Origin of the sequence: Pseudomonas sp. (assembly GCF_037994325.1) — a bacterium.
Lineage (GTDB): Bacteria > Pseudomonadota > Gammaproteobacteria > Pseudomonadales > Pseudomonadaceae > Aquipseudomonas.
The window spans coordinates 1-1,585 of the sequence record NZ_JBBNAH010000145.1 but is presented as its reverse complement, the minus strand read 5'-3'; the positions used below and the strand labels follow the sequence as shown (position 1 = coordinate 1,585).

5 protein-coding genes are annotated in these 1,585 nt (G+C 53.9%); all 5 read left to right on the top strand.

Features of this window, described 5'->3' with window-relative positions; all coding sequences use genetic code 11:
• A partial coding sequence (gene rpsC, locus AAAB16_RS04925; RefSeq protein WP_210695063.1) for a 30S ribosomal protein S3 occupies positions 1-291 on the top strand: 291 nt, incomplete at its 5' end.
• A 12-nt stretch (positions 292-303) separates the two neighbouring features.
• A complete protein-coding gene (rplP, locus tag AAAB16_RS04920; RefSeq protein ID WP_110618209.1) occupies positions 304-717 on the top strand; it encodes a 50S ribosomal protein L16 in 414 nt (137 codons plus the stop codon).
• On the top strand, positions 717-908 hold the full coding sequence (rpmC, locus tag AAAB16_RS04915) for a 50S ribosomal protein L29 (protein WP_002555481.1): 192 nt from the start codon (positions 717-719) through the stop codon (positions 906-908). The genes rplP and rpmC overlap by 1 nt, the downstream gene beginning before the upstream one ends.
• A 2-nt stretch (positions 909-910) precedes the next feature.
• Positions 911-1,177, top strand: coding sequence for a 30S ribosomal protein S17 (gene rpsQ / locus AAAB16_RS04910; RefSeq protein ID WP_340662337.1), 267 nt, complete (start codon positions 911-913; stop codon positions 1,175-1,177).
• A 23-nt stretch (positions 1,178-1,200) separates the two neighbouring features.
• On the top strand, positions 1,201-1,569 hold the full coding sequence (gene rplN / locus AAAB16_RS04905) for a 50S ribosomal protein L14 (protein ID WP_003281831.1): 369 nt from the start codon (positions 1,201-1,203) through the stop codon (positions 1,567-1,569).
• Positions 1,570-1,585 lie beyond the last annotated feature (16 nt).

Sequence of the window (1,585 nt, the reverse complement as noted above, 5' to 3'; positions counted from 1 at the left end):
GCTATGAAGCGCGCTGTACAGAACGCCATGCGTATTGGTGCCAAGGGCATCAAAATCCAAGTGAGCGGTCGTTTGGGCGGCGCAGAAATTGCCCGTACCGAGTGGTATCGTGAAGGTCGTGTGCCGTTGCACACCCTGCGTGCCGATATCGACTATGCCACGTACGAAGCGCACACCACTTACGGTGTGATCGGTGTGAAGGTTTGGATCTTCAAGGGCGAAGTAATCGGTGGTCGCCAAGAAGAACTTAAACCACAAGCACCTGCGCCTCGTAAAAAAGCTGCTAAGTAAGGGGTACGCCAAATGTTGCAACCAAAGCGTACGAAGTTCCGCAAGCAGATGACAGGCCACAACCGTGGTCTGGCGCAACGCGGTAGCAAAGTTAGCTTCGGCGAGTTCGCGCTGAAGTCTGTTGCCCGCGGTCGTCTCACCGCCCGTCAGATTGAGTCCGCTCGTCGTGCTCTGACTCGTCACGTAAAACGTGGCGGGAAAATCTGGATTCGCGTATTCCCCGATAAACCAGTTACCAAGAAGCCTCTCGAAGTGCGGATGGGTAAAGGGAAGGGTAGCGTTGAGTATTGGGTAGCCCAGATCCAGCCAGGCAAAGTCCTGTACGAGATCGAAGGCGTTTCCGAAGAGCTGGCGCGTGAGGCTTTCGCCCTGGCTGCTGCAAAGCTGCCGCTCGCCACCTCCTTTGTTAAGCGGACGGTGATGTGATGAAAGCGAATGAACTTCGTGAAAAATCAGCACAGCAGCTGAACGAGCAACTGCTCGGCCTGCTGCGCGACCAGTTCAATCTGCGTATGCAGAAAGCAACTGGCCAGTTGGGGCAGTCTCACCTGCTCTCGCAAGTTAAGCGCGACATCGCTCGCGTGAAGACTGTGCTCAACCAGCAGGCAGGTAAGTAATCATGGCTGAAGCTGAAAAAACTGTCCGTACGCTGACTGGCCGTGTGGTCAGCGACAAAATGGACAAGACCATCACCGTACTGATCGAGCGTCGCGTTAAGCACCCGATCTACGGTAAATACGTGAAGCGTTCGACCAAATTGCACGCCCACGACGAAACCAACCAATGCCACATCGGCGACAAAGTCACTATTCGTGAAATTCGTCCGATGGCCAAGACCAAAAATTGGGCACTGGTTGAAGTCGTTGAACGCGCAGTGGAAGTCTAAGGACTAGGGGTCGGAGAAATTATATGATTCAGACTCAATCCATGCTCGATGTAGCTGATAACAGCGGCGCTCGTCGTGTTATGTGCATCAAGGTGTTGGGCGGTTCGCATCGTCGTTATGCCGGCATCGGCGACATCATCAAAGTTACCGTTAAGGAAGCAATTCCTCGCGGGAAAGTGAAAAAAGGCCAAGTGATGACTGCTGTTGTAGTCCGCACTCGTCACGGCGTTCGTCGCCCTGATGGCTCGATCATTCGCTTTGATGGCAACGCTGCTGTTCTGCTGAACAACAAGCAAGAGCCGATCGGCACCCGTATCTTTGGGCCAGTGACCCGTGAACTTCGTACTGAGAAGTTCATGAAGATCGTCTCGCTCGCCCCAGAAGTGCTGTAAGGAGATCCGACATGCA

Excerpts from the sequence above, each read along its gene's own strand:
- rplP (WP_110618209.1), top strand. The coding sequence starts at position 304 with ATGTTGCAACCAAAGCGTACGAAGTTCCGCAAGCAGATGACAGGCCAC.
- rpmC (WP_002555481.1), top strand. The coding sequence starts at position 717 with ATGAAAGCGAATGAACTTCGTGAAAAATCAGCACAGCAGCTGAACGAG.
- rpsQ (WP_340662337.1), top strand. The coding sequence starts at position 911 with ATGGCTGAAGCTGAAAAAACTGTCCGTACGCTGACTGGCCGTGTGGTC.
- rplN (WP_003281831.1), top strand. The coding sequence starts at position 1,201 with ATGATTCAGACTCAATCCATGCTCGATGTAGCTGATAACAGCGGCGCT.